The 23,243-nt window shown below is 58.4% G+C and carries 23 protein-coding genes and 2 pseudogenes; 15 read left to right on the forward strand and 10 right to left on the reverse strand.

The window, feature by feature from the left end; translation table 11 throughout:
* Positions 1-174 precede the first annotated feature (174 nt).
* Complete coding sequence (rpmB, locus tag H4N61_RS15515; protein ID WP_169195495.1) at positions 175-459, forward strand: 50S ribosomal protein L28; 285 nt, start codon at positions 175-177, stop codon at positions 457-459.
* Between the two features lie 110 nt (positions 460-569).
* Positions 570-1,205 carry a queuosine precursor transporter gene (locus H4N61_RS15520; RefSeq protein WP_169195496.1) on the forward strand — a complete coding sequence of 212 codons (636 nt, stop codon included), beginning with the start codon at positions 570-572 and terminating at the stop codon, positions 1,203-1,205.
* Positions 1,206-1,242: 37 nt separating this feature from the next.
* Here H4N61_RS15520 and H4N61_RS15525 read toward each other — a convergent pair whose 3' ends face one another.
* The 4 genes from H4N61_RS15525 to H4N61_RS15540 all read right to left on the reverse strand — a co-directional run bounded on the left by H4N61_RS15525 (position 1,243) and on the right by H4N61_RS15540 (position 5,977).
* Complete coding sequence (locus H4N61_RS15525; protein ID WP_182394425.1) at positions 1,243-2,232, reverse strand: esterase-like activity of phytase family protein; 990 nt, start codon at positions 2,230-2,232, stop codon at positions 1,243-1,245.
* On the reverse strand, positions 2,229-4,118 hold the full coding sequence (gene cobT, locus H4N61_RS15530; protein ID WP_169195498.1) for a cobaltochelatase subunit CobT: 1,890 nt from the start codon (positions 4,116-4,118) through the stop codon (positions 2,229-2,231). Before cobT ends, H4N61_RS15525 begins: the two co-directional genes overlap by 4 nt.
* A gap of 134 nt (positions 4,119-4,252) precedes the next feature.
* Positions 4,253-5,236: a cobaltochelatase subunit CobS gene (cobS, locus tag H4N61_RS15535; protein ID WP_169195499.1), complete on the reverse strand. Its 984-nt coding sequence runs from the start codon at positions 5,234-5,236 to the stop codon at positions 4,253-4,255.
* Positions 5,237-5,341: 105 nt separating this feature from the next.
* Complete coding sequence (locus tag H4N61_RS15540) at positions 5,342-5,977, reverse strand: DnaJ domain-containing protein (RefSeq protein ID WP_182394426.1); 636 nt, start codon at positions 5,975-5,977, stop codon at positions 5,342-5,344.
* Positions 5,978-6,064: 87 nt separating this feature from the next.
* Here H4N61_RS15540 and H4N61_RS15545 point away from each other — a divergent pair, with 87 nt between their 5' ends.
* Entirely contained in the window at positions 6,065-6,328 is a 264-nt protein-coding gene (locus H4N61_RS15545) for a BolA family protein (RefSeq protein ID WP_169195501.1), read from the forward strand.
* 3 nt (positions 6,329-6,331) lie between these two features.
* On the opposite strand, the gene aroB is transcribed toward H4N61_RS15545, so the two are convergent.
* Positions 6,332-7,444 carry a 3-dehydroquinate synthase gene (gene aroB / locus H4N61_RS15550; RefSeq protein WP_169195502.1) on the reverse strand — a complete coding sequence of 371 codons (1,113 nt, stop codon included), beginning with the start codon at positions 7,442-7,444 and terminating at the stop codon, positions 6,332-6,334.
* Positions 7,444-8,031: a shikimate kinase gene (locus tag H4N61_RS15555; RefSeq protein WP_169195503.1), complete on the reverse strand. Its 588-nt coding sequence runs from the start codon at positions 8,029-8,031 to the stop codon at positions 7,444-7,446. Before H4N61_RS15555 ends, aroB begins: the two co-directional genes overlap by 1 nt.
* 169 nt (positions 8,032-8,200) lie before the next feature.
* On the opposite strand from H4N61_RS15555, the pseudogene H4N61_RS15560 reads away from it, so the two are divergent.
* The 5 genes and pseudogenes from H4N61_RS15560 to H4N61_RS18475 all read left to right on the forward strand — a co-directional run.
* Positions 8,201-8,323 (forward strand): annotated as a pseudogene (locus tag H4N61_RS15560) (histidine kinase); the annotation flags it as partial.
* 101 nt (positions 8,324-8,424) lie between these two features.
* On the forward strand, positions 8,425-9,333 hold the full coding sequence (locus H4N61_RS15565) for a site-specific tyrosine recombinase XerD (protein ID WP_169195504.1): 909 nt from the start codon (positions 8,425-8,427) through the stop codon (positions 9,331-9,333).
* Positions 9,334-9,475: 142 nt separating this feature from the next.
* Positions 9,476-10,429, forward strand: coding sequence for an acetyl-CoA carboxylase carboxyltransferase subunit alpha (locus H4N61_RS15570; RefSeq protein WP_169195505.1), 954 nt, complete (start codon positions 9,476-9,478; stop codon positions 10,427-10,429).
* Between the two features lie 369 nt (positions 10,430-10,798).
* Positions 10,799-11,392: pseudogene (locus tag H4N61_RS18385) on the forward strand (murein L,D-transpeptidase family protein); the annotation flags it as partial.
* 325 nt (positions 11,393-11,717) lie between these two features.
* Positions 11,718-12,431, forward strand: a complete 714-nt coding sequence (locus H4N61_RS18475) for a hypothetical protein (protein ID WP_169195506.1) — start codon at positions 11,718-11,720, stop codon at positions 12,429-12,431.
* A gap of 59 nt (positions 12,432-12,490) precedes the next feature.
* Here H4N61_RS18475 and secA read toward each other — a convergent pair whose 3' ends face one another.
* Positions 12,491-15,187 (reverse strand): preprotein translocase subunit SecA, encoded by a 2,697-nt coding sequence (secA, locus tag H4N61_RS15585; protein WP_182394428.1) that lies wholly within the window; start codon positions 15,185-15,187, stop codon positions 12,491-12,493.
* Positions 15,188-15,576: 389 nt separating this feature from the next.
* On the opposite strand from secA, the gene H4N61_RS15590 reads away from it, so the two are divergent.
* Entirely contained in the window at positions 15,577-16,482 is a 906-nt protein-coding gene (locus H4N61_RS15590) for a peptidylprolyl isomerase (protein ID WP_169195508.1), read from the forward strand.
* Between the two features lie 48 nt (positions 16,483-16,530).
* On the opposite strand, the gene H4N61_RS15595 is transcribed toward H4N61_RS15590, so the two are convergent.
* Positions 16,531-17,160, reverse strand: a complete 630-nt coding sequence (locus H4N61_RS15595) for a TetR/AcrR family transcriptional regulator (RefSeq protein ID WP_169195509.1) — start codon at positions 17,158-17,160, stop codon at positions 16,531-16,533.
* Positions 17,161-17,259: 99 nt separating this feature from the next.
* Here H4N61_RS15595 and H4N61_RS15600 point away from each other — a divergent pair, with 99 nt between their 5' ends.
* The 5 genes from H4N61_RS15600 to H4N61_RS15620 all read left to right on the forward strand — a co-directional run bounded on the left by H4N61_RS15600 (position 17,260) and on the right by H4N61_RS15620 (position 20,226).
* Positions 17,260-17,487, forward strand: coding sequence for a hypothetical protein (locus tag H4N61_RS15600; RefSeq protein ID WP_169195510.1), 228 nt, complete (start codon positions 17,260-17,262; stop codon positions 17,485-17,487).
* Between the two features lie 100 nt (positions 17,488-17,587).
* Positions 17,588-18,823, forward strand: a complete 1,236-nt coding sequence (gene argJ / locus H4N61_RS15605; RefSeq protein ID WP_182394429.1) for a bifunctional glutamate N-acetyltransferase/amino-acid acetyltransferase ArgJ — start codon at positions 17,588-17,590, stop codon at positions 18,821-18,823.
* Positions 18,824-18,848: 25 nt separating this feature from the next.
* On the forward strand, positions 18,849-19,598 hold the full coding sequence (locus H4N61_RS15610) for a GNAT family N-acetyltransferase (protein WP_169195512.1): 750 nt from the start codon (positions 18,849-18,851) through the stop codon (positions 19,596-19,598).
* Positions 19,595-20,002 (forward strand): 8-oxo-dGTP diphosphatase MutT, encoded by a 408-nt coding sequence (gene mutT, locus H4N61_RS15615; protein ID WP_182394430.1) that lies wholly within the window; start codon positions 19,595-19,597, stop codon positions 20,000-20,002. The genes H4N61_RS15610 and mutT overlap by 4 nt, the downstream gene beginning before the upstream one ends.
* A gap of 32 nt (positions 20,003-20,034) precedes the next feature.
* Positions 20,035-20,226 (forward strand): Flp family type IVb pilin, encoded by a 192-nt coding sequence (locus H4N61_RS15620; RefSeq protein WP_349236464.1) that lies wholly within the window; start codon positions 20,035-20,037, stop codon positions 20,224-20,226.
* A gap of 3 nt (positions 20,227-20,229) precedes the next feature.
* Here H4N61_RS15620 and H4N61_RS15625 read toward each other — a convergent pair whose 3' ends face one another.
* Positions 20,230-21,699 carry a M48 family metalloprotease gene (locus tag H4N61_RS15625; RefSeq protein WP_169195514.1) on the reverse strand — a complete coding sequence of 490 codons (1,470 nt, stop codon included), beginning with the start codon at positions 21,697-21,699 and terminating at the stop codon, positions 20,230-20,232.
* The gene (locus H4N61_RS15630) at positions 21,696-22,505 is read right to left on the reverse strand and encodes a thermonuclease family protein (RefSeq protein WP_248305994.1); all 810 of its coding nucleotides are present in this window, start codon (positions 22,503-22,505) and stop codon (positions 21,696-21,698) included. The genes H4N61_RS15625 and H4N61_RS15630 overlap by 4 nt, the downstream gene beginning before the upstream one ends.
* A gap of 247 nt (positions 22,506-22,752) precedes the next feature.
* On the opposite strand from H4N61_RS15630, the gene H4N61_RS15635 reads away from it, so the two are divergent.
* Entirely contained in the window at positions 22,753-23,241 is a 489-nt protein-coding gene (locus H4N61_RS15635) for a disulfide bond formation protein B (protein WP_169195515.1), read from the forward strand.
* Positions 23,242-23,243 lie beyond the last annotated feature (2 nt).

The raw sequence follows: 23,243 nt of genomic DNA on the forward strand, positions 1-23,243 counted from the left end.
ACCCAACCTGCCGTTCCGATGAGTCCTAAGCAAGGCGCTCACGACGCTTTACCCCTGCCTCGCCTTGACGCAGCCAGACTCTTTGTCTAAAGACCGCGCTATATCTCTTCACAAACGAGGCCCGTTGCAGGCAAGCCTGCCACGAAGGACCTTTACACAAACAGGATATTGAATATGGCACGTCGCTGCGAACTCACCGGTAAGGGCGTTATGGTTGGCAACAGCGTTTCGCACGCTCTCAACCGCACCCGTCGTCGTTTCCTCCCGAACCTGGTCAACGTGACCCTGCTTTCCGACGCGCTGAGCCGCCCGGTTAAGCTGCGCATTTCTGCTGCAGCTCTCCGTACCGTTGAGCACCGCGGTGGTCTCGATGCCTTCCTGCTCAAGCAGGCTGACGCTGACCTCTCCCCACTCGCTCTGGGCATCAAGAAGGAAATCCGCGCCACTCTCGCTGGCTAAGCGGTTTCTGTTCTGACAAGTTTTGACCGCGTGGGGCTCAACCAGTTCCGCGCGGTTTTTTATTCCGCCTCGGCCGATTGCCGATCAGTGGATCACATAAGGATAGTCTGATGCTGTCTCGCTTTTTGGTGGCTATTGCCGCCATGGTGGCCTGTGTGGCCGCCTCGAATATTCTCGTCCAGTTTCCGGTAAACGCCTCTATTGGCAGTGTAAACTTGGGTGACCTCCTCACATGGGGTGCCTTCACCTACCCAATTGCCTTCCTCGTTACCGATCTGTCCAACCGCGCCTTTGGCCCCGAAAAAACCCGGCTCGTCGTGGTCGCCGGCTTCTGCGTTGCGGTTGTTCTCTCCATCTGGCTCGCGACCCCGCGTATTGCTATTGCCTCGGGCTCGGCCTTCCTCGTCGCTCAACTGCTCGACGTCTCGATCTTCCATCGCCTACGCAATAGCGCTTGGTGGAAAGCACCTGTTTTCTCATCGCTTTTCAGCTCGGCGCTCGACACGATCATCTTCTTCTCCCTTGCCATGGCCCCCGCCTTTGCCGGAATTGATGCCTTCTTCGGCATGGAAGATTCCTCGCTCGCCTTCCCGGCCCCTCTCCTCGGTGTCGGTTCCGAGGTCGAGCTCTGGCAGTCGCTGGCTTTAGGCGACTTCCTCGTCAAGCTATTGATGGTTGTACTGCTCCTCGCCCCCTACAAGGCGATCCGCGATCTCGTCTTGCGCCGCATGCCGGTCGCTGCCTAACGAGCGCTAATCTCTCATAAAATGCTTCTGCCGGGGATCACTCCGGCAGAGCAAATTCCAGCAGCAGCGTGCGCTGCCAATCGTTGAAATTATTGTCCGAGCCGATGACAATTCGGGTTTCCCCATTGGGGGCCTGATGGACGAGCAAGCTCTCCATATTGTCGATCTCGCCGCCCTGCGCCGAGAGCAACACCTCGCCCCCCATCAGATTTCCGGCCTGCACATCCTCCGCTTTCACACGCGTTAAGCGCATGACAAAGCTGATCAATTGCACACCCCGCTCAAGCACCAGCAAATCGCCATTGGGCAGGAATTTGCAATCGGTTGGGTTCACGACTGGCGAGTTGACATAGCTCACATCACCCTTGTCGCGATTGCCCAAAATGGTGCCGCGGTGATTACCGTCGCCGTCGAGAACATCTTCCATCAGCAACAGGGTCGAGCCCCCAATCGGGGAGGCTGGAGGAGCCACACAGATGGCCTCCAGCGACCGATTGGTTCGTGCTTGGCTGACCCACTCAGGAACGGCCACTTCCCGTGCGGCCCCGCCCGGACGGCCATCAGTGATAGCAAAATCGGCGACCCGCGTCAGGTTCTCAAAGCCCACCCGAACGGCCGATGGCACACCATCGCGCCAGACCGTGTCGACGCCTTCGGCATCGCGCGCAAACTGGCGCGGCAGCACCTCGCCTTTGGAGTTGCGCATGGGCTCTATGCTCACGCCAATAAAGCCAAAAAGACGATTGCTTTGGTCGTAAGCCAGCTGACCAGAAACGAAATTGCCCCGGTCTGAGACGAAGGCAACGCGCTGGTTCGCGCCCGTCAGCGTCAGGCCCGATAGGCCGCCAAAAGTGTCGTCTTGGCTTTGCAGCGTTACCCCGCCGCGAAAGATCAGCCCATCAACCCATTGGTCAACGTCTACCCCTTTGAACCGCAACACCGGCGCTGCCGAAACCGTCACATCCACTGCGCTGACCGGCATGGTCAAAGCAAGGATAACAGCAGCAGCGCCTAGGCTTCGGATCATCGGCGTGTCCGTCTCCGCGCTTGGGCGGGGAGCTCTTCATCAAACAGCGAGGCCAATTCGTCGGTCAGCGCGCCTGCCAGCTCTTCAGCATCGAGCAGGGTGACCGCCCGGCGATAGTAACGGGTCACATCGTGACCGATACCCACCGCCACCAGCTGAATGGGCGAGCGTGTTTCAATATCTTCAATCACTTGGCGCAAATGCGCTTCGAGGTAATTGCCAGCGTTCACCGACTGGGTGGAGTCATCGACCGGCGCACCGTCTGAAATCACCATCAGAATGCGACGCTGTTCAGGGCGCGCCATCAGCCGCTTGCGGGCCCATTCCAGTGCTTCCCCGTCGATATTTTCCTTGAGCAGGCCTTCGCGCATCATCAGGCCAAGGTTGCGGCGCGCATGACGCCACGGCTCATCGGCCGCCTTGTAGATAATGTGGCGGATGTCGTTGACGCGACCCGGGTTCTGCGGACGATTGGCCTCAAGCCAAGCCTCACGGCTCTTGCCGCCCTTCCAGGCGCGGGTGGTGAAACCAAGGATCTCAACCTTGACGCCGCAACGCTCCAGCGTCCGCGCTAAGATATCACCACAGATCGCCGCAATGGTGATAGGGCGACCGCGCATCGAGCCAGAATTGTCGATGAGCAGAGTGACAACCGTATCGCGGAAGTCAGTGTCGTTTTCGACCTTAAAGCTCAGCGCCTGCATTGGGTCAGTGACAACACGGGTCAGCCGCGCGCTATCCAGCAGGCCTTCTTCGAGGTCAAACTGCCAGGAGCGGTTCTGCTTGGCCATAAGGCGGCGCTGCAGCTTATTGGCGAGGCGCGCAACGGCACCAGCAAGATTTTCCAGCTGTTTGTCGAGCAGCGCCCGTAGCTGATCAAGCTCATCAGGCGGGCACAGCTCGGCCGCCTTGACGATCTCGTCATACTTGGTCGTAAACACCTTGTAATTGAAGGTGTTGGAGAGCTTGGTGTCAGCGTCCTTAGCGGGCGGCGGCATCGGCGCGTCTTCGCCCGACTCCGCTTCGGCGTCTTCGTCCACGTCAGCCATATCGGCTTCCATGCCTTCAACGTCGCCGGTCTCTTCGCTTTCCCCGCTCTGCTGATCCTGATCGGAATTCTGCTCTTCGTTTTCCCCTTCGCCGTCTTCTGGCGATTGGTCTGAACCCTGCGCCTGCTCGGGCTGGTTCTCGTCAGCATTGTCCTCGTCGTTTTCCGAAGGATCGTCCAGCTCGCCCTCGGCCAGCAGGTTGAGATCGCGCAGCACGGAGCGCGCAGCCTTCGAGAACGCGTCTTGGTCTTCGTAGGTGTTCAGCAGCGCCTCAATAGAGGTGCCAGCCTTAGCTTCGATTTCCCCACGCCAGAGATCAACCAGCGCATGGCCTGACGGCGGCACAGGCACGCCCGCAAGCTTTTCACGCAGCATCAGGCCCAAGGCCTCGGCGAGCGGCGCATCGCTTTGCTCGGACACCTCTGCAAAATTGGCACGGAACAGGCGGTCTTCCAACATTTCGTGGATGTTGTGCCCCATCCCCTCCATGCGGATACAGCCTAGAGATTCAACGCGGGCTTGTTCGAGCGCATCAAAAGCGGCGCGGGCCTGCGGGTCCATGGGGACGCGTTTGCGGTGCGTTTCGGGGTTGTGGCTGGCCAGACGCATCGCCATGGCGTCGCCCTGCCCACGGGCAATAGCAATATCGCGCTTGCTCGGCAGTCGCGGCAGATTGGCAATCCGCGCCTTATCCGAAGTCAGAAGGGGACGGTCAGCGGTGAAGGTGACTTCCAGCTCAGCAGTGCCAGCAATGGCGCGCACAGTCGCGCCCATGGCGCTTTTGAACACCTGCGTGTGGTCTGGCTTATTGGCTTTGCTGCGAGGAGGAGTTGCCATGGTTTCATCCGGTGTGCGGACGCCGACGCACCGTTCTATTCCGGCGTCATTCCTGCCAGTGGGCAAGAACCTCGTTCCATGACCTTTTTAGAACACCGCTCTTGAGGAGACCCCCAAGAGCGGCGTTTCAAAAATTAGGCCGACACTGCCAGGTTGGCAGAGCTTTCCGGCAGATCTTCGCCGAAGACGCGCTGATAAAACTCAGCCACAACCGGGCGTTCAAGCTCATCGCACTTGTTGAGGAAGGTGAGACGGAAGGCAAAGCCAACATCGCCACCAAAGATCTGCGCGTTTTCAGCCCAGGTGATCACGCCCCGGGGGCTCATCACGGTCGAGATATCGCCATTGATGAAGCCGGAACGGGTGAGATCGGCCAAGCGAACCATGTTCGACACGGTCTTCTTGCCCTTTTCAGTTTCGGCATAGACCTTGTTCTTGGCCAGAACGATGCCGACTTCCTTGTCGTGTGGCAGGTAGTTCAGCGTGGTGACGATCGACCAACGGTCCATCTGACCTTGGTTGATCTGCTGCGTGCCGTGATAAAGGCCCGAAGTATCGCCCAGACCAATGGTGTTGGTGGTCGAGAACAGGCGGAACGCCGGATGCGGAACAATAACGCGGTTCTGGTCGAGTAGGGTCAAACGACCCGACTGTTCCAGAACGCGCTGGATCACGAACATCACGTCCGGTCGACCAGCATCGTATTCGTCGAACACCAGAGCGACATTGTTCTGCACCGCCCACGGCAAAATACCGTCGCGGAATTCGGTGATTTGCTTGCCGTCCTTGAGCACGATCGCGTCCTTACCGACGAGATCGATACGCGACACGTGGCTGTCGAGGTTAACGCGCACCAGCGGCCAATTCAGACGCGCTGCAACCTGCTCAACGTGGGTCGACTTACCCGTGCCATGATAGCCCTGCACCATCACGCGGCGGTTGTAGGCAAAGCCTGCAAGGATCGCCAGCGTGGTGTTGCGGTCGAACAGATAATCGGGATCGAGCGGCGGCACATGATCGGTGCGCTCTTTATAGCCCATGACCTTCATATCGGTGTCGATACCGAAGAGTTCCCGCGCGCTGTATTCAGTGTCGGGCAGGTTGGCAAATTCAGTCATGGTCTGGGCTCGTCGATTATCTGAACTGGCAAATTAGGCACAGCGTCTATAGCAGCTTCGTCTCTGGGCGGGTAGGTGTTGGATCACCCCTATTTGCCCCTAGACTTAGCGAACCACCAGACCTGATTTCTTGAGTTGAGAATAGGCTGCAATAACCGCACGAAGACGCTCTTCAGACGAAGAGTCGCCGCCGTTAACGTCCGGGTGGTGCAGCTTTACAAGGTTCTTGTAGGCGGTCTTAATCTCGTCAGAACTTGCACGGGCGGCAAAGCCCATGGTTTCCAGCGCACGACGATCAAGCTCGCTCAGCGGCTTAACGCGTTCCGAGGCTGGCTTCTTGCTCTGCTGATAGCGGTAGCGAGCGAAGACACCAAACGGATCGCCATATTTGTCGCCTGGGCGGCCCGGCATCTGTGTGCTCGCAGCGCGTGCAGCCCCCGGATTGCCTGTAGCAAAGGTCGAACGGCTTTCCGCCTTGGGCGGCGTATGTAGCGCTTCGTCGAGCTCTTCCGGGCTCATGCCAGCAAAATAGTTGAACGCCTTGTTGTAGTGACGGACGTGTTCGAGACAGAAGGTATGGTACTGACCTTCAGAGCGCGGGCCCTTTGGAGCCTTATATTCGCCGGCCTCTTGGCAGCCTTCCCAATCACACGTGATCTCGATCGCGGCAGGCTTGTCATCCTGACGCTTACTAATGCGGATACTATCGAAGAGCTTAGATTGCGGTTTCATTGCACTCATTTGTTGCATCGGGGCGGTTGAAAAGCGGTTTCCCTCTTTCAACCCGATGCTCTAGTTACGTCTTCAAACCAAAGCGGAGCCGACCCAATGTCCATGGTGGACACCATTCGAGCCAAGCTCACAGAACAATTCGACCCCACCCATCTTGAGGTCATCGATGAATCTCACCACCACGCGGGCCACGCCGGCTGGCGCGAAGGCGGTGAAACTCATTTTCGTGTCAGAATCGCGACCCGCAATTTTGACGGGATGACACGCATTGCGCAACACCGCGCTGTTATGGGAGCACTTAACGATGAGTTGAAGACGCAAATCCATGCGCTCAACATCCAAGTGCTGAAATCCGAGTGACGCCTAAGCGCGCATCTCGTTGAGATAATCTCTGACCGCCGTGGGATCGACATTCTTTTCTATGAAAGAGCGTCCGATCCCGCGGGTCAGAATGAATGTCAGAGCACCCCGGCTCACCTTTTTGTCCTGCGCGATGGCGGCCATCAACGTCTCGGTCGAACCGAGAGGTCCGGGAATATCTGCCAATGTGGTAGGCAAGCCGACGGCCTTCAAGTGCGCCTCTACCCGGGTTTTGTCCTGCCCCGGCGCCAAGCCGAGCTTGGTCGAAAACCCATGAGCCAAGACCATGCCGATGGCAACGCCTTCGCCATGCAGCAGCCGGTCGGAATAGCCAGTGTCCTTTTCCAACGCATGGCCAAAGGTGTGCCCAAGATTGAGCAAGGCGCGCACGCCGATTTCTTTTTCGTCTTCGATGACGACCCGCGCCTTATGCGCACAGCACCGCGCAATGGCTTCGCCACGGGCGACGCCGCCATTGAAAATCTCCACCCGGTTAGCGTCCAACCAATCGAAGAACTCAGGGTCATCGATGAGGCCGTATTTGACCACTTCGGCATAACCCGCCGCGAACTGGCGCGCATCAAGCGTATCGAGTGTCGAGAGATCGGCCAGCACCAGCTTTGGCTGATGGAAAGCGCCGACAAGGTTTTTGCCATGCGGGGAGTTGATCCCGGTCTTGCCGCCCACCGACGAATCGACCTGCGCCAGAAGCGATGTTGGCATCTGGATGAAATCCATGCCGCGACGGGTGATCGAGGCTGCAAAGCCTGCCAGATCACCAATCACGCCGCCACCGAGCGCAATGACGAGGTCGCCGCGTTCCAACTTCGCCGACAGCAATCCCTCGACCACATCTTCGAGCACCGCATAGCACTTGCTGGCTTCCCCGGCAGGAACAACCACTGTGCTGTACGACAGGCCCGCGTCTTCTAGGCTTTTGACGAGACGCGGCAGCTGCGCCCGAGCCACGTTTTCATCGGTGACGATGCCATAGCGACGCCCCGGAAATTTTTCTGCCAGAACAGCACCCGCATCATCCAGAAGGCCCGGCCCGATGAGGATGTCATAGGCGCGCTCGCCCAGCGCGACATGCACGGTGTGGTCGATTTGAGCCATTATTTCTTTGTCCTGAGGTAGTCGAGAACCGCCGACACGATGTCTGTCGCAACAGTTTCTTGCGGCACATCACGGCTCATCACCGTCACGTCAGCCGCTTCATAAATCGGGTAGCGCTCAGCAATGAGCTTCTCAAGCGTTCCTCTTGGGTCCTGCGTCTGCAAAAGCGGACGATTGGAGCGGCGCGAGACGCGCTCAAACAACACATCCGCATCAGCCTTGAGCCAGACAGAAAGGCCTTCATCCTTGATCGCCGCGCGTGTTTCGGGCTGCACAAAAGCACCGCCACCGGTCGCCAGGATAATGTCTTTTTCTTTGAGAAGACGCGAGATAACGCGCAGCTCGCCAGCGCGAAACTCGACTTCGCCCCTTTGAGCGAAAATCTCGGGAATGGTCATTTGCGCCGCGCGTTCGATCTCTTCGTCGCTATCGACAAAGAGGCGCCCCATGCGATTGGCCAAGCGCCGCCCAACGGTCGTTTTGCCCGCGCCCATCATGCCCACGAGCACAATCGGCTTGCCCCCAAGTCTGTTCACCAGGGCCTTCGCCCGGCCTTGCTTCGCACCGCCGCCGTCGCCGTTTTTCACCTGAGGCCCTCTGCATTCACTCTCGCTTTCAACCGATCAGCGCGCAAGCTGTCAAGCGAAGCCTTGGACCAGTTGATTAAACAGCGTGAAATCGGTCAGATTGACCACAGAAACACATCAGCAGATTTTGCGCACTCATCAGGCCGGGCGCGCGGCGCGAAGGACCAAAATGCCTACACTATTCCGGATGCTCATCACGCTGATTTTCCTTGGCGGCTTGGTCTATGCTGGCATGTTCGCCCTCATCAGCTTTGTCGAGCCAACCCCGAAAGAGGTTAGCCAGCGCGTGCCGACGCGTGACCTTCTCGGGCCAACCGGCGCAGGCACAAACGGCGGCACGGGCGCAGGGTCGATGCTGCCGCAGCCCAATGTTACCAGCCAGCCAGCTGCCCAATGAGTGGGACCCATCTCGTCGGCGCTTTTCTTGAAATGATGAGCGCCGAACGCGGCGCGGCGGCCAATACACTCGATGCCTACCGCCGCGACCTCAATGACTATGCCGATTTCGTTGCCGACCGCAGCGAGACCCTACTCACCTGCACGCGCGACAGTGTGACGGCCTATCTCGATTGGCTGCATGCCACAGGCCTGTCGGCCTCCTCCGCCGCGCGCCGCCTATCGGCCATTCGCCAGTTCCACAAATTCCTCTGCGCCGACAATCTGCGCGGCGATAATCCAACACGCATTGTCGCCTCTCCGCGCACGGCGCGCGCCTTACCCAAAGTGCTCTCTGTGGAAGAAGTGGATAAACTGCTCTCGCTCGCCGAAGAGGAAGCAAACGCCTCCCAGGAGCCGGCAAAACAGCTCAATGCCCAGCGCCTTTATGTGCTGCTCGAACTGCTCTACGCCACCGGGCTGCGCGTTTCTGAGCTGGTCAGTCTGCGCCGTGCTGCGGTACTGCGCGAAGCCGCCTACATCACCGTCGTGGGCAAGGGCAAAAAAGAGCGCGTTGTTCCTATGAACGACCGTGCACGAGATGCTGTGCGCTCTTGGCTTACGCAACTGCCGCCCGGTCCTTGGCTTTTTCCAGCCAAGGGTGAGGATGGCTATTTGGCCCGTCAGGTCTTTGGCCGCGATTTGAAAGCGCTGGCGGCCCGATCCGGCATTTCCGCAAACCGAGTCGCACCCCACGTTCTCCGCCACGCCTTCGCCAGCCATCTGCTCGCCGGTGGGGCAGATTTGCGCATTGTCCAAACGCTGCTTGGCCACGCCGATATTTCGACAACCCAGATTTACACCCATGTTCTGGACGAAAAACTGCGCGATCTGGTCGAAACGCATCACCCTTTGGCCAACTCGTGATGCTCCATCCTCACGAAATTGGAACCAATTCTCTCGCTAAGCTTGACTCTGCGTTGCGTCGCCGCCACTTTCCGGCCACTTTAAGGCGCAACAGCAGCGCAGGCGCTTTTGCGTTTAAACAATGACCCCTACGGGCGGTGGGATGCAGTCTTATCTCGATTTCGAAAAGCCAGTCGCCGATCTGGAAGCAAAGATCGCTGAACTCAAATCCTTGGCGCAGACCGATCAGGCTGTCTCCATTGATGAGGAAGTGACGCGACTCTCCCAACGCGCCGACGAAGCGCTGGTGGAGATTTATCGCAAGCTCACCCCTTGGCAGAAGACACAGGTCGCGCGTCACCCACAGCGTCCGCATTTTTCTGACTATGTGCGCACCCTCATTACCGAATGGACCCCGCTCGCCGGAGACCGCAAGTTCGGTGAAGACGCAGCTTTGCAAGCAGGCTTCGGCCGTTTCAACGGTGTTCCCGTGGCCATCCTTGGCCAGGAAAAGGGCAACTCCACCGAGACACGCCTCAAGCACAATTTTGGCATGGCCAATCCGGAAGGCTATCGTAAAGCCGTTCGCATCATGGACATGGCCGATCGTTTCTCGGTTCCGGTTCTGTCCTTCGTTGACACTGCAGGCGCTTATCCTGGCATCGGCGCTGAAGAGCGCGGTCAGGCAGAAGCCATTGCCCGTTCGACCGAAAAGGGCCTTGAGCTGGGCGTTCCAAACCTTGCGATCATCATCGGTGAAGGTGGTTCTGGTGGCGCTATCGCCATTGCCACAGCCAACCGCGTGCTGATGCTCGAAAACGCCATCTATTCGGTCATCTCGCCAGAAGCGGGTGCATCGATTCTGTTCCGCGACGCAGCCCGCGCTCAGGACATGGCAACCGCGCAGAAGATCACCGCACAGGACCTCCTGGGCTTTGGCGTCATCGACGGCATTATCACCGAACCCACTGGCGGCGCCCATCGCCACCATCCGGCGATCATGGAATCGACCCGCCGCGCTATTGCGACCTTCCTCAAGGATTTCGATGGCAAGTCGCGCCTCGAAACCCGCGAACACCGCCGCGAGAAATTCCTCGCCATTGGGACCAACCTCTAAGGTCTGGCACCGATCACGAATTAAAAACGCCTCGGATTTCCGGGGCGTTTTTTTTGTGCCTGTGCCCTCCTACACAGTATCGTGAGCCAAAAGCGAAGCGCGTAGAATTGGCGCCTTGATAAGGCTTCGTTCACCGCGACAAGTCATAATGCGCTAACCTTGTGCGCTGTCTCCGGCGCTTCTAACTAGAGCTGACAATTGTCCACCTTCTTCAACCGTCTTGGCGCTTTCGTTGTCTTGTCGCTTGTGACTTTAGCGCTGGCGGCGTGCTCAAGCTTTGTCAAAGGTGGCGATAATCGCCACAATATTCCGCTCACCGGAGAAATGGTCCAGGCGCTGCGCAACATCAGCTCGTCGCCCAGCGACGGCATGGTCATCCGTATCTTCAAGGAAGAAGAAATTCTTGAGGTTTGGAAGAAGTCTGCCAACGGCACATATCGCCTCTTCAAGACCTATGAGATCTGCTCCTATTCGGGCGATCTCGGCCCGAAATTCAAGGAAGGTGATCGTCAGAGCCCCGAAGGTTTTTACACCATCTCGCCTGGCCTGATGCATCCCAAGTCCAACTATTATCTCGCGTTCAACACCGGTTTCCCGAACAAATTTGACCGCGCCCACGGCCGCACCGGCTCGAACCTGATGGTCCACGGCGATTGTAAATCGGTCGGCTGCTATGCCATGACCGACGAGGGCATCGCTGAAATTTATGCGCTGGCCCGCGAAAGCTTTAAGGGTGGCAACCCCACCTTCCAGCTGCAAATCTATCCGTTCCGCATGACAACGGCCAATATGGCCAAGCATGCCACCAGCCCGCATCTTGAGTTCTGGAAGAACATCAAGGTCGGCTACGAAGCTTTCGACATCAACAAAGTTCCACCCACTTGGGACGTTTGCGAAGGCCGCTACATCTTCAACCCAAAAAGCTCTGGCCCACTCGACGCCATGGGTGCCTGCCCGCCGACAAGCTTGAGCGACACTGTAAAGTCGAAGGTGGCCGCTGACGAAGCCGCGCTGCAAAAGCTGATGGACGCTCAAATGACCGCCGCCCAACGCGCCGCTGCCACCGAGGCCGCCCTCAAGCAGCGCAGCGAAGCCATCACCGGCTTTGTTTCCGGCATCGGCAGCGCCATTGGTCTTGGCAACCCCGGCCAGAACCCAAACATTCCACCGGTCTTCACCGGCAAGCCTGCTACACTGCCCACCTCTGCAGCCCAACGCCCATAACACGCGTTGGTGCCGCATTCCGGCCCCACTATGCTGCAATGGCAGGGGACCTTAGGAGACAGACGTGGACGAGAAAAAAGCCGATACGCCGGATCGCCGAGACGAGGACATCCGTGTTGAGCCCGATATTTCGTCCACACTGATCGATGAAACCATCGTTCCAGCCGAAGACTTTGCGTCCGAGGATCACCAGCCTCCTGTGGCGCGGCCGTCCAAAATTCCGATTGTTCTCTCGATTGCCAGCATGATCGTGGCCATTGGCGTAGCCGGCGCAGCAGCGACGCTGCACCTCGCCAATCAAAACGAGATTATGCGCCTCTCGACCGAGTTGGCGCAGCTCCGCGTCAGCCTCGATCTTTACGCCCGTGGCAGCAATTCAAATTCCGGCTCCCAGCAGCTCAGCGCCCTCACGGAACGCCTTACCGCTCTCGAAGAGCGCCAAACAAGCGCCCCAGAGCCTACTCCAGCGTCGCCGCTTACAACAGCGCCTGTGCCCGCTCCCCTGACCACCCCAGCGCCCACAGCAGGCGTGAGCGATGATTGCTTACCCGCAGGCATGCGCCTCCTCGTCACCACTGGCGACAGCTACCCCATCTGCGATCAGCCCGCCACGATCGACGTCAGCCTTGTCGACAGCGGCTACATCACCCTTGTGGACGGAACAATTGTCCCCTCTGGCGTCGCGGTCCCACTGCCCAATTCGACCTGCACCGTTTCGGTCACCTCCTCGGGCGACGAAGGCCTCACCGGCTACGCTGAAATACGCGTCACCTGCTAACCCCCCAATAAAAAAGGCCCGGATCGCTCCGGGCCTTTTCAATTCTGGATGCCGTTCGCTTAAGCGAAGGCACCATGGCAGTGCTTGAACTTCTTGCCCGAACCGCATGGGCAATCCGCATTGCGCGAAACGCCGACGAGCAGAGCCGGATCAATTGGCGCCAAGGGTTCGCGAGCCACTTGCGGAGCCAGCGCAGCAGACGCTGCGGCGGCCGCTGCAAGACCCTGCGCAGCCTGCGCTTGCTGCTGCGCAAGAGCCTGTTCTTGTTCAGGCGAGCGCACCTGCAACTCAACGTGGGAGAGCTGCGTCGTCACCAATTCACGCAGGTTCGCCAGCAGCGACTGGAACAGCTCATAGGCTTCCTGCTTGTATTCGGTCAGCGGGTCGCGCTGCGCAATACCGCGCCAGCCGACAACCTTGGAGAGGTGGTCAAGCATCACGAGGTGTTCGCGCCAGAGACCATCGAGCGACTGCAGCAGGATCGTCTTTTCGACCTGCTTCATCACTTCGCCCGAGTATTTCTCGTGCTTGGCCGCAATGACAGCGTCTGCCGCCTCGCGGATACGCTCTTCAACAACCTCGGCTTCAATGCCTTCTTCCGCAGCCCATTCAGCGATAGGCGCGTCAACATTGAGATAGGTCTTGGTCGCAGCGGTCAGCTGCTCAATGTTCCACTGATCGGGATAAGAGCGCGGCGGAATGGCCTTGCCCACCACATTGCTCACCACCTCGTGGCGCATTTCTGTGATGGTTTCAGATACGTCTTCCGCATCCATGAACTCGAGACGCTGTTCGAAGATCACCTTACGCTGATCGTTCATAACGTCGTCGTACTTCAGGATATTCTTACGAATATCGAAGTTGCGGGCTTCAACCTTGCCCTGCGCGCGTTCAATCGCCTTGGTAACCCAAGGGTGCGTGATGCTTTCGCCCTGCTCAAGACCAAGCTTGCCGAGCATGGAATCCATGCTGTCGACAGGGAAAATACGCATCAGATCGTCCTGCAGCGACAGGAAGAACTTTGAGTGACCGGGGTCACCCTGACGGCCCGAACGACCACGCAGCTGATTGTCGATACGACGCGACTCATGGCGTTCCGTGCCGATAACCATCAGCCCGCCTGCCGCCAGCGCCTTGGCCTTGTCATCGGCGATCTTGGCCTTGATCTCTTCGATCTTGGCATCGCGCGCAGCACCCTCAAGACCTTCCGCATCCCGCTGGATGCGCATCTCAAGGTTACCACCGAGCTGAATGTCGGTACCGCGACCAGCCATGTTGGTCGCAATAGTGATGGCGCCCGGCAGACCCGCGTCCGCAACGATAAACGCTTCCTGCTCGTGGTGACGAGCATTGAGCACGTTCATCGTACCAACGTTCTTCTTGCGCAGAAGGTCAGCGAGCATTTCCGACTTTTCAATCGAGGTCGTGCCCACCAGAACCGGCTGACCACGATCCTGACATTCCTTGATCAGGTCGGCGATGGCATTGAACTTTTCGTCTGCCGTACGGAAAATCGCATCGTCTTCGTCGATACGCTGAACCGGCAGATTGGTCGGAACAGTGATCACGCCGAGACGGTAGATGTCCGCAAATTCTTCCGCTTCCGTCGCCGCCGTACCGGTCATGCCAGCAAGCTTCTTGTAGAGACGGAAATAGTTCTGGAAGGTGATCGAGGCCAGCGTCTGGTTTTCTGGCTGGATCTTGACACCTTCCTTGGCTTCAAGCGCCTGATGCAGGCCTTCCGAATACCTGCGGCCCGCCATCATGCGGCCCGAGAACTCGTCGATGATCACGACTTCATCGTTACGAACGATGTAGTCCTTGTCGCGACGGAACATTTTGTGGGCGCGCAGAGCCGAGTTGGCGTGGTGAACCAGCGCCACGTTCTCAACGTCATACATGGACGAGCTCTTGAGCAGGCCTTCGGCCGCCAGTGCTTCTTCCAGCTTTTCCGTGCCCTGATCGGTCAGCGTCACCGAACGCTGCTTTTCATCATGCTCGAAATCGCCCTCGCCGATGATCGCCATCAGCTTGTCGATTTTCACATAAAGATCAGAACGATCTTCCGACGGACCCGAAATGATCAGAGGGGTCCGCGCTTCGTCGACCAGAATCGAGTCCACTTCGTCGACGATCGCAAATTCATGCCCGCGCTGCACCATCTGGGCGCGCGAGTATTTCATGTTGTCGCGAAGATAATCGAACCCGAGCTCATTATTGGTGCCGTAGGTAATATCGGCCGCATAAGCCGCCTTACGCTCGGTGTCCGAAATGCCTGGCACCACAACGCCATAGCTGAGGCCGAGGAAATTATAGAGCTGACCCATCCACTGCGCGTCGCGACGCACAAGGTAGTCGTTCACGGTCACCAGATGCGCGCCCTTACCGGTCAGCGCATTGAGATACATTGGCAAAGTCGCAACCAGCGTCTTGCCTTCACCGGTGCGCATTTCAGCGATAGCGCGGTCATTCATGACCATGCCGCCGATCATCTGCGTATCGAAGTGGCGCATGCCCAAGGCACGCTTACCGGCTTCACGCACGGTCGCAAAAGCGGGGATAAGCAAATCATCGAGCGAAGCGCCCTGCTCAAGCTTTTGCTTGAACTCAGTGGTGCGTGCGCGCAATTGCTCGTCAGTAAGCTTGACCAGTTCCGGTTCCAGCGCGTTGATCGCCGCTACCTTGCTCTGATACCGCTTCACCTGTCGATCGGACGGTGACCCGAAGATTTTCCGGGCAAGAGCAGTAAGTGCCATGTGTTCTGGTCCTTTTTAATTCGGAGTCATAACGAGTTAAGGACAGCGCCTATGGCGTCTCTCAACTCATCGCGACTCATCAGAAAAAGCCTAATCAGCTTCTCTGAGCGAAGTCTTGCATGTCCACTGCGCGATTTTGGTTGGGCGCGACAGCGGGCCCATGCTTTTGGAAAAGCGGGTGAGATGTAAGAGTGAGGGGTGGTCTTGTCAACGTATCCGAAATCAGCCACACCACAGCAAGCCTCTGACTTTCCGGGCGTTGCGATAGATTTATAGTGCCAGACACAACGGAGTGCACGGCACATTTTAGCCGTCATGTCGTGCGAGCCGGAAAGAACAAAGATTCGGTAGTGCCGATCCGACATCGGCAAAGGAGAGACCTAATCCCTATGCAGAACCCTGCCTTGCGCCTGCTGCGCGCTGCTAGCCTCGCGACAGTCCTGCTCGCGGTTCCTGCTCTTGCCACCTACGCGCAAGACGCCGCTCCTGCAGCACCTGATCAGAATGCGGTCGTTGCCACCATTGGCGCGCACTCCATTACCGAAGCTGACCTGACCTTCGCCGCCGAAGACATGGCACAGGATCTGGCACAGCTCCCGCCCGACGAACGTCGCGCGTTTCTCGTGCGCATCCTCATCGACATGAAGGTGATGGCTGAAGCGGCTCGCGAAGCGGGTATGGACAAGACCGAGACCTTCGCTCAGCGCCTTGATTACCTCGAAGAACGCGCTCTGCGTCGCGCCTATTTCAACGAACAGATCGTTGCGAGCGTGACCGAAGAAGCCGCCCGCGCCGAGTACGACAAGTTCGTTGCCGAATACACTCCGGAAGACGAAGTTCACGCCCGCCACATCCTCGTTGAAGAGGAAGCAAAGGCCAATGAACTCAAGGCCGAGCTCGACAAGGGTGCAGATTTCGCCAAGCTCGCGGCTGAAAACTCCATTGATCCAGGTGCCGCCAACGGTGGTGATCTTGGTTTCTTTGGCAAGGGCATGATGGTCGCTCCATTCGAAGAAGCGGCCTTCGCGCTTGAAAACACCGGCGACATTTCGGCGCCAGTTCAGTCCCAGTTCGGCTGGCACATCATCAAGCTTGAAGAAAAGCGCCAGTCGGCTCCGCCAACCTTTGAACAGGTTGCAGGCCAAATCCAGCAGCAGCTGATGATGACCACGTTCAACGACAAGGTCACCACACTGATGGATGGCTTGGACATCACCATTAACGACGAGGCCCTCAAGGCCAAGTTCGACGAACAGGAAGCCGCAGAAGCGGAAGCGGCTACCCCCGCTCAATAATCCTCGTCACACTGTACGAAGAAAGCCCGGTCTCGCACCGGGCTTTTTTTATCTTGTGGTGCTGTTCAACGCGCCGCGCAGCACGCTATCGACGACGGCCTCGATTGTCCCCATGGCCGCCTCGACCCGCCCAAGCAAAAGCTGGTGCCAGGCGTAGGAGACGATGAGATCAACGATCAACTCGGAATTGACCTCGGGCGCGCACTCCCCACGCAGCTTGGCCTTTTCGATGATTTCAATAACCACAGCTTTGCGGCCTTCCTGATACGCATAAAGCGCATCGGCCGCCGCTTGATCGGTCTGCGCCTCGGCAATCAGCGCGCGATAGACCGTGGCGGCGAGGCTGTTGTGCCAGAACCCGAGCAGCTGATTGTCGAGGAATGCGACAAGGTCCGCGCGCAAGCTACCCGTGTCGGGAAACGGGCGTTCGTTTTTAAACCGCCGGTAGACGTCGAGCATTAGCGCGGTCCTGTTTGGCCACCAGCGATAGATGGTTGGCTTACCAGCACGGGCCTTTTTAGCGACCGCTTCAATCGAAAACCCAGCCACGCCGCCTTCTTTTAGCACGGCTTCCGCCGCATCCAGAATGGCTTCTTGGCTCGCCGGATTGCGGCGCGCGCCGATTGATTTTCGCGTCACAGCGCCGGTGGGGTCAGCTTGAGAGTCTTTGTGGTCCATCCCCCGAATATGCCTGAGGCGGCACTCGAAGAAAAGACTTGAACGAAACGGCCCGTTTCATTACATACGAAACGTATCGTTTCATTAGAGATCCCAGACATGCCCATCCCCGCCCGCGTCAGACTGGCCCTCCTCCTCACCATTGCCGTTTATCCCCTCGTCACTCTTGGGCTCTACGCACTTGGCCCGCTGACCCAAACTTGGGAACTTTGGCAAAGAACTTTGATTTTAGTGCCAGTGGTCAGCTCAAGCCTTGCCATACTCATCTCGCCTTTCATCAACCGCCGGTTTGCAAAATTCATCACCGGGCGTAAGCCTATTGGTTAAAAACACCGCACTGCAGTTACACTCCTTCTGCTCTGCCTTGCGTCCGTCACACCTTTGAGGCAAACCGGAAAGCAATCGATTTGCCTTTGAGGTTTCGCCCATGGCCGCAATTCCGGTATCACCGCTCGCGCCGAAGACTTTCCCCGAGCTCCCAGCGATTGAAGGCGTTCGCTTCGCCACTGCCGAAGCTGGCATTAAGTACAAGAACCGCACCGACGTTCTGTTGATGGCGTTTGATGAAGGCACCTCCGTTGCTGGTGTTCTCACGCGCTCGCTGTGCTCGTCGGCCGCTGTCGAGTTGTGCCGCGAAAACCTGCCCGGCGGCATCGCCCGTGGCCTCGTCGTCAACTCGGGCAATTCCAATGCCTTCACCGGCATGAAGGGCCGCGAAAGCGTCAAGCACATCGCCGCAACCGCTGCCAAGGCGCTCGGCTGTTCCCCTTCGGAAGTGTTCATCGCTCAGACCGGCGTTATCGGTGAGCTGATCGATGCGTCCAAGTTTGATGGCGTTCTCGACGAAACCGCGACCCGCATGAACCTCATGCCGTGGATCGAGCCTGCCAAGGCCATCATGACCACGGACACCTATCCAAAGCTCTCCGGCGCTGTCCTGGACATTGACGGCACTGAGATCAAGATCAACGGTATTGCCAAGGGTTCGGGCATGATTGCGCCGGACATGGCGACCATGCTGAGCTTTGTCGTCACCGACATGCCGATCGCAGCACCGGTTCTGCAGGCGCTCCTCAGCCGTCACGTCCAGACCACCTTCAACGCCATCACCGTTGATAGCGACACCTCCACCTCCGATACGCTGCTGGTTTTCGCCACCAATAAGGCCGCTGTCGAGCCGATTGCATCGCTCGATGATCCGCGCGCAGAAATCTTCGGCCAGGCCTTGGCTGACGTGCTGTTCGAATTGGCTATCCTCACTGTCCGCGATGGCGAAGGCGCCACCAAGCAAGTGTCCGTCCACGTCGAAGGCGCAGTCTCTGACGAAAGCGCCTTCCGCATCGGCAAGGCCATTGCTGATAGCCCATTGGTCAAGACCGCCATTGCCGGCGAAGACGCCAATTGGGGCCGCGTGGTTATGGCCGTCGGCAAGGCCGGCGAGCCAGCGGACCGCGATAAGCTCTCCATCCGCTTCGGCGATCTCGTCGTCGCCAAGGATGGCGAGCGCGCTCATGGTTATGATGAAGCCGCCACCAGCGCTTACATGAAGGGCGAAGAGCTTGAGCTCACCGTATCGCTCGGCATGGGCGAAGGCCGCGCCACCATCTACACCTGCGATCTGACCCACGGTTACATCACCATCAACGGCGACTACCGGAGCTAATTCGGTCGTCACGCGGAGTACCACAATGAGCATCCCAGACGTCGAAGCGATTGAACGCGCCGGGCTATCCGCCTGGCCCGGCATCGAAGAAAAATGGGATGGCTCTTGGGTACGACGCGCATCAGGTGGCTACACCAAACGCGCCAACTCAACCCAGTGCTTTGACCCTGATGATTTCGAAGACGCCGATCTTCGCATCATCTCGGCCAGCACGTGGATGATCATTCGCAAAACCAAGCCAGTTTTCCGCATCACCCCGCTCGCGGCTCCTGAAGTGTCCGCCACGCTCGACGAGTCGGGCTGGCAAACCATTGATCTCAGCCATGTCTATGCGATGGACCTAGGCGATCATGAAGCAGACGCCGAGGCGCATTTCCTCAGCGTCACGGACCCCAAATTTGTCGCAGCTCAGCAGCAGCTTCAGTCTTATGACGACACGACGCTGACCGGGTTCACAAATCTGATGGCGGTTTTGAAGGTGCCCGCCACCGGCGTGGTGCTCACGCGTGATGGGCAAGCCGTGGCCTCAGGCCTCATGGCCATTGCCGATGGCATTGTCATCACCGGCAATGTCATCACTGACACCCAACGTCGCCGTCAGGGGCTCGCCAAGTCCATGATGAACTCGGGCCTGGCTTGGGCCAAAAAACAGGGCGCCAAATTTGCCGCCCTCAATGTCCAAGGCGACAATCCGGCCGCTATCGCGCTCTATTCAGAGCTCGGCTACACCCATCAATATGATTATCACTACCGCATCCCCGGAGCCCCCAAGTGAGCGATAAGCCTGTTCTCCTTGTTGTCGCCTGCGCTCTTGTCGATGCCGACCGTCGCGTGCTGATCGCCCAGCGCCCCGAGGGCAAGAACATGGCGGGTCTGTGGGAGTTCCCCGGTGGGAAGGTCGAACCCGGCGAAACGCCAGAGGCAGCCCTTATCCGCGAACTGCGCGAAGAACTGGGTATTGAAACCAAGGAGGCCTGCCTCGCACCGGTTTCATTTGCATCCCATTCTTACGATAATATTCACCTGTTGATGCCACTTTACGCCTGTCGGAAGTGGCAAGGCACGCCGCAAACCAACGAGCACCAGGCCCTCAAATGGGTCCGCCCGCAGGCTCTGCGAGATTACCCCATGCCCCCAGCCGATGAACCGCTCATCGCGGCCCTGTGCGATCTGCTTTGAGGAGAGCGGCATAGGGCAAGTTTGGAGGCCCTATGCTGAGCACAACATTTTCGCGCTTTATACGTGACACCAGTGGCGCCACAGCGATCGAATATGTGCTCATTGCCGCGCTTCTCAGCCTGACGGCCCTAGCTTCAGCCTCTGTGCTCGGCCCCAGCATTGAAAATCTGCTCAAATACGGGAACGCGGCCAATATTTTTGCTGAAAAAGCCGCCAACCTCTAAGCGCTACTGCACCGCCACGATTTTATAGCGCTGACCGGCTCTGAGCTCATCGCCCGGATAGAGGTTGTTCAAGATAAAGAACAGGTCGCGTCCGGCCGGAATATTGGCCATCTGCGCTGCCAAATTATTGGCCGTATCCCCAGCCTTAGCCGTCACCAAACGAATAGAGGTTTTCCGGATCGGGGCCAGATCGGCCGCCGTCGTGCGACGGAAGCTTTGGAGCGTTGTATCAAAGCCCTGCGCAAAACGCTGACTGTCAGCCTTGGCCGCAAAGATAAAGCGATACACTTCGCCATCCATACGCATCACCGCCACGCGGAAGAACCACTGGTCCGTCTGCGCGAGGCCCGACGCCATCTCAATGCCGTTGTAATTCAGCGCCTGAACGGTGTCGGCCTTCAGGCCCGCTATCCAGCCGGACTTGAGGTACGCCGTCAGCTCCATATTGCCTTGGACCTGCGCGCTATCAAAGCGCACCGCTTCCCCATCGCCCGCTACGCCCACAACCGCGCTCTGCGCATTTTGCAGCGCATAGTTTTGCGGCACGGCAAAGGTGAACTTGCGCGCCGGATTAACGAAGCGCTGGCCCACAATACTGCCCTGCGCCGGACTATCGCCAAAGGTCATGCCAGAGATGGCCGCCAGATACCCCTCGCGATCGGTCTCACCAACAGCACCCGCACCAAACAAGCGTGCCGAGCTCAACGCGGTCTCAACGCGCGCTGGCGTCGATGGGTGCGATGACAAGAAACCATCGCCCTTAGCAGCACCGGCCGAGAAGGCCGCAAACCGGCTCATAACGCCCAAGAAGCGCGCCGCAGCGGTTGGATCATAGCCAGCCTTACCGGCAAACTTGATCCCTTCACGATCCGCCTCAAGCTCTTGGTTCTGGCTAAAGGCCGCCAAGGATTGACGCGTCCGATCGGCAGCGGCATCGCTCGATTTATCCCCACCGAAAATCCCTGTGACCACGCGGTCCACAATTTGTGTGGTCCGGGTCTTGTCGGTGCGCGCGCGCGCATGGCGCAGCGTCACGTGGGCAATTTCGTGCGCGAGAACGGCCGCCAGCTCGCTCGTATCCGAGGCCAGCGCCAAAATCCCGCGGGTCACATAAATATAGCCGCCCGGCAGCGCAAAAGCGTTCACTTCCGAGGTGTCGAGGATCGTCACTTGGAACTGCACATTGGGCTGGTTTGCGGCAGCCAACAGGCGGCCCACAATCCGCGCAACCATGATCTCGGCTTGGCGGTCTTCATAGACCCCACCATAGGTTGCAACAATGCGCGGATGCTCGCGACGGCCAATGGCATCGTCGCCCGTGAGCGTTTCCTGCGACACTGAAGGCGCAGGATTGTCCCCGGTCCGGCCAACGCTGATGTTGGAGCCCGTAATCGAGGAGCAAGCCGTTATAGCAAACACGCTAACCGCCAAGGCGGAGGCACGAAGGGCAAATTTTTTAGGAAGCGTGGTCATTGCCGCCCAAGTACCTCGATCTGTTCGGGATGGGTCACCTCGATGCGTGGACCGTCCCGATCGTCCACCCATCCACGCACTCGCACCAGCGCACCCTCCAGCGCCAGCAAATCAATACTATCGTCATCAAAGAGCCGTTGAGCCGGCCCCTCGATCACCACAGTGAAGTCTTCTTTATAGAAACGGCCAAAATTGAGATAAACACGTGCTCCGCTCTTTTCGGCGGTTAACACTCTGCCCTCAACCAGTTCGTAGTCGCCGACGCGATCTGTGAGCATCTCGGGCCGGTCTGCTTGTCGCACTCGATAATAGGAGTTGGCCCAAATGCCAAGGCCTTCGACGCGCGCGCGCGCTTCGGCGGCCAAAAGCGGGCCGAGGCATTTGCGATTATCGGGGAAAGAATAGACCCGCGCCAAGCCGTTCGCGACCATATGCAGTTGCGACCAGATCAGCGTCTCGCCGTCTTCGACAAACACATGGGCGAGCGAGCGGTCATAGCGGTCGATCTCTTGCCCACCATAACCCAATTGGACGCGCTTATTGAGCGCTAGTGCTTCAAGCTGCGCCTTCGCCTCTTCGGCGAGCGGCCAGGTTGGAAACCCTTCCCGACCCAATGGCAATTTTGGCGCTTGTGTCCCGATCATCCGCACCGTGATCCCACTATCGAGCACGATGGTATCGCCGTCGGTGACCTGCACCACCAGCCCGCCTTTGACCATGCGCAATTCGGCACAGCTTTCCGCCGCCGCCGGACTGACCGCCGCCAAAATTCCTGCACTGATTGAGGCCAGAGTGACGCTGCGCAATACCACCACCTTAGATCAATACTTTGTTCACCATGCACCACAACTGGGCAAAAAAGGATTACCGGCCTGCACCAGCTTAAGGCCAATCGCATCAACTTTCGTCCGCTGCGATCACAATTTCGCGCGCGACATTGCCCTATGCTTGTGGCGAAATAAGGCACACACAACAAACTTGCGCTTTGTCTGGGTTTTGACATGAATACGGGCTATGCGCCTGCCACCTAATCGCGTCAGCAGAGAAAACTAAATGGCTCGTCCGTTCGAACGAATTGCCGCCGGGATCGCCTTTATCCTAGGCCTCGCCACCATTCTGGGAGCCCTCGGCTCCCAATACATCGGCGGTCTCCAGCCCTGCGACCTCTGCCTGCAACAGCGCATGCCCTATTATTGGGGCCTCCCCCTCTTGGCCCTGATTCTGGTGCTTTGGGGCCGCCTACCCAAGCAGGTCAAAATCGCCGGCATGGCGATTGTTGCGGCGCTGTTTGCCTATGGCGCTTATCTTGGCGCGTTCCACTCTGGCGTCGAATGGGGCTTCTGGCCCGGCCCGACCACATGCTCTGGCCTTGGCGAAAGCCTCTCGCTCGATTCGCTCAATGACCTGAAGCCGGTTATCGGCTGCGACGTGGTGCAGTTCCGCTTCCTGGGCATTTCCATGGCTGGCTATAACGCCATCATCTCTCTGGCAATCGCGGGCCTGCTGACCCTGTCCATCCTGCGCACATCGCGTCAGCGCTAAAG

This window comes from Devosia sp. MC521 (genome assembly GCF_014127105.1).
Classification (GTDB): Bacteria; Pseudomonadota; Alphaproteobacteria; order Rhizobiales; family Devosiaceae; genus Devosia.